The organism is Caloranaerobacter azorensis DSM 13643 (genome assembly GCF_900129995.1).
Taxonomy (GTDB): Bacteria; Bacillota; Clostridia; order Tissierellales; family Thermohalobacteraceae; genus Caloranaerobacter; species Caloranaerobacter azorensis.
On sequence record NZ_FQXO01000123.1, the window covers coordinates 1 to 3,598 of the forward strand.

3 protein-coding genes are annotated in these 3,598 nt (G+C 26.8%); all 3 read right to left on the reverse strand.

All coding sequences use genetic code 11. The features are described from left to right. Nucleotides 1-160 precede the first annotated feature (160 nt). The 3 genes from BUB51_RS12230 to BUB51_RS12240 all read right to left on the reverse strand — a co-directional run bounded on the left by BUB51_RS12230 (nucleotide 161) and on the right by BUB51_RS12240 (nucleotide 3,405). Nucleotides 161-997 carry a hypothetical protein gene (locus BUB51_RS12230; RefSeq protein ID WP_073198090.1) on the reverse strand — a complete coding sequence of 279 codons (837 nt, stop codon included), beginning with the start codon at nucleotides 995-997 and terminating at the stop codon, nucleotides 161-163. Between the two features lie 40 nt (nucleotides 998-1,037). Continuing rightward, nucleotides 1,038-2,186, reverse strand: a complete 1,149-nt coding sequence (locus BUB51_RS12235) for a M48 family metalloprotease (RefSeq protein ID WP_073198092.1) — start codon at nucleotides 2,184-2,186, stop codon at nucleotides 1,038-1,040. Between the two features lie 601 nt (nucleotides 2,187-2,787). Further along, a complete protein-coding gene (locus BUB51_RS12240; RefSeq protein WP_073198094.1) occupies nucleotides 2,788-3,405 on the reverse strand; it encodes a hypothetical protein in 618 nt (205 codons plus the stop codon). Between the last annotated feature and the right edge of the window lie 193 nt (nucleotides 3,406-3,598).

Sequence of the window (3,598 nt, forward strand, 5' to 3'; positions counted from 1 at the left end):
AAAAAACATGGCTCAAGAAGATATTTAGTCTTCTTTAAACCATGTTTTTTGATACAACTTTATTTTTAGTGAAAGAAGTTTTTTTGTAGTGTACATAGTTACAAGGATAAAAAGAAGTAAGGTTAATAATATTCCTACCATTCGATTATTTACTTATTAATTATACAGTTTTAATTTTATTTAAATTTGGTAATATTACTTTTCTGTAAATATCTATAGGATACATACCATTTATACATAAGTTTTTCATTTTTTCCAACGGTGCATCTGATGCACTACATGCTACTGGTATATATTTTAATTCTGTTCCTTTATATTTTATAATATTAGGTTTAAAAACATTTGAAAATTCAATAACATCTGGATTGCAACGTTTTAACATCTCTGAATTTCTTACCCCTCGATTTCTTAACCATCTCCTACATTCAGGACTATAAATGTCTTGATATGTAATTTCCCCAATATTAATCTTATCTTCAATAACGTAATCCGGCAAAAACTCTTCCTCATTCTCATAATATTGCTGTATCTTTACTGTCAAATCTATTACATTGAATGGAGGTGCAACTACCCATGCATGTCCAGCATCTACTGGATAAATATCAACTGGCCAAAAGAATTTAGGAGTAATATTGGCTTCAATTGGAAAATTAATGGTCAAAGCACCCTTAACAATATAGTTCCAAAACCCTTCTTTTTCTAATATTTTTGAAAGAATCATTGATATGTTAATACATTCACCTGGTTTTGAATCAGTCAAAAATTCGTTATAGAGTAATTTACAAATATATGGAATTATTTTATAAGCATTTTTTAAATATTCTTCTGAATATTGCTTTGTTTGTACATATCGTGCATAATTGCATAAAAATTTATTGTTACGTCTTTCTATTTTAATAAATTCTGGATCATCATAAAAGCCAGGTCTATCAATTGATATTCCATGATTAATAAAATCCTCAACAATATCATTATGCTCTGCTGAAAAATGTATCATGCATTTACCTCCTTTTTCATTTAAATATGTAGTTTAATAATTAATCTTTTTTAAAATTAATATTCTTGAAAATATGATTTATTGTATAATTGAAATTATCTTTATTTGAATCCCATAATGTTGTTATAATTTCTTGGATTATCCTGCTTCCTTTAAGAATATTTTGTGATGTTTCAGGTAAGGTATTTTTAAAATATCGTCTTAAATTTTCTATTCTCATTTGGGCAGAAGGATGAGTTTCAGTGAACTCAATATTATATACCTTCTCAATAATATCTAAACATGCAAATAGAAACTCTATTCCAAGATAACATCCAAACAATCCATATCCTGTATTTTGATTGTTAGCCATTGTTAATTGAAAAGCAAGTGAATCTGCTGAAAACTCTTCACTCCAATTTCTAACTATTTGATATAACATAGAATCATCATCTAAAAACCTCCTTATAAAATCTTTTTCTTCTGGCAAATGCCCCAATATTATGTGTGAATATTCATGTGCTACAATAAACAACTCTGCTGTATCCCATAATACTGCTGAAAGATTTATATTGGCATCTTCTTTATAGTAAATTTTTGAAAAAGAAAGATTCTCATATGCAAAATAAACAATAAGTGTTTCTAAGAAATGTTCATGTCCCTTTTTATTCATTTTCAAGTTTTTATTAATTGAATCACTATTAAAATCAAATGTAACATAACTCTTATACCTGTTAATATCATCATTAATTTTTGAAAAGAATGATGAAACGACTCTCCCCATAGAGTATAAAAATAATAATAGCCCTTCGCTTAAGGCTATTAATCTTTGACCTTGTGGGAATACACATGTAAAAGCATCTAAATAATTTAAAGGTAAAGTGCCTAATACAATATCATTAGGTATAGCAATATTATTCTTATCCCCTATCTTAATAATATTTTCTGAATGTCTTTTTAATATAAAATACCCTGAACTATCTTGTTCTGTAATAGGAATATCTAAATTTATTGCAATTTCTTTGAGTTTTTTAAATAGATCTTTATCTTTTTCATAAAATTCAATATCATCATACTCATTTTTAATTAAACTGAACAGAATATCTATATTTAAATTTTTCAAATCCAATTTTTTATTTTTTTGACGAGAATATTCCCATTTTAAATATTCATAAGGATTGTCAAAATATCTTATATTATTGTTACTCATTTTTCTTCACTCCCATATTTAATAAATTACCCTTTACAATATATTCAAAATTATAAAACCTCTTTATAAACAAACTATTTTATATTTCAATAATAGTTCTAATTGTAACATCGTTTTTCTTGTAAACTATTAAACCTACTTCAAACTATATATTATAATACTCAACATATTACTATCTTCTATCTCATCTTTAAAAATTCCATTAACTTCTGATATTTTTTAACTCATTATTAATATTTTCAAATATATTTTCTACATAACCTTTATCTTCTCTCTTTTTATCAATACATTTTTAGAATATCTAATGATAGATAAAACTAATTCCGTTACATCTGCAAAACTAATACAACTATTTTTATGTTTTCTGTTTCATAACATTTTATTTTGTATGGTTTATCATTATTCTCTACCCTCTGTTCAAACTTATAGCCTTTATACGCTACATATTTCTCATTAAAATTTTATAAAATATTATGTTTTATATATAATTTTTCTTCATTTTCATAATTTTACCTGCTATTTTCTCAAATATTTTAATGTATTTATAATATAATTAGCCCTTCAAACGAAGGGCTGGATATTATTAAAATCTATACATCAACTATTCGTTACTAACTTCTTTACATACAACTTCCACAGGTGTTATTTCTGAAAATGCAATTTTACCATTTTCATACTTGCAATAGTTTCCACAGCATTTTACTTTTAGTATCGCTCTAGTTGCTTTAAGTAATTTACTTGTACTTGGAAAAACAGCATTTTGTGCCTCTTTAATCGTCTTATATACATAAAAACCACCTTCAAAATCTGGCTTTACTTCTTCGATTAATGTTTTTCCTATTTCATACTGTGTTTTACCATCAAAAATTGAAAAATATTTATTATCAATTACTGCTACTAACTTATAATAGTACCCTTCCTCAACTTCAGGTAGTATTCCTTTGTTTAAATACCTCATTACATCCTTTTTTAAAACTCCAAATAAACCTGCAACATGTCCCATAGTTCTGCAATGTTTCATAAGTGAATAAGGCCAACTTACGCTAGGTCGCCTAATATTACTACAGCAAATCAATTTTTCATTTTCTGAAGGAAACCATCTTCCACCATTATCAAAATACCCTTCTGGATGTACTTTTCTTTCTTTTCTCGCCAAATATTCTTTGGCTGCCTCAACAACTCTTTCGTTATATGTTAAATTATAATTTACTTTTGCCATAAAAATCTCCTCCTTTATTGGTGATTTTAGAGTAGTGTTTCTAACATAACACATACTTGAGTTATGCTTATTTAAAAGGAGGAGTTCTGAATTTCTTAATCAATAATCGAGTAGGAGGTAGATGATTAATTCATCTACCGACCTCTCACACCACCGTACGTACCGTTCGGTATACGGCGGTTCATTAGGTTAA

Excerpts from the sequence above, each read along its gene's own strand:
- BUB51_RS12230 (WP_073198090.1), bottom strand. The coding sequence starts at position 997 with ATGATACATTTTTCAGCAGAGCATAATGATATTGTTGAGGATTTTATT.
- BUB51_RS12235 (WP_073198092.1), bottom strand. The coding sequence starts at position 2,186 with ATGAGTAACAATAATATAAGATATTTTGACAATCCTTATGAATATTTA.
- BUB51_RS12240 (WP_073198094.1), bottom strand. The coding sequence starts at position 3,405 with ATGGCAAAAGTAAATTATAATTTAACATATAACGAAAGAGTTGTTGAG.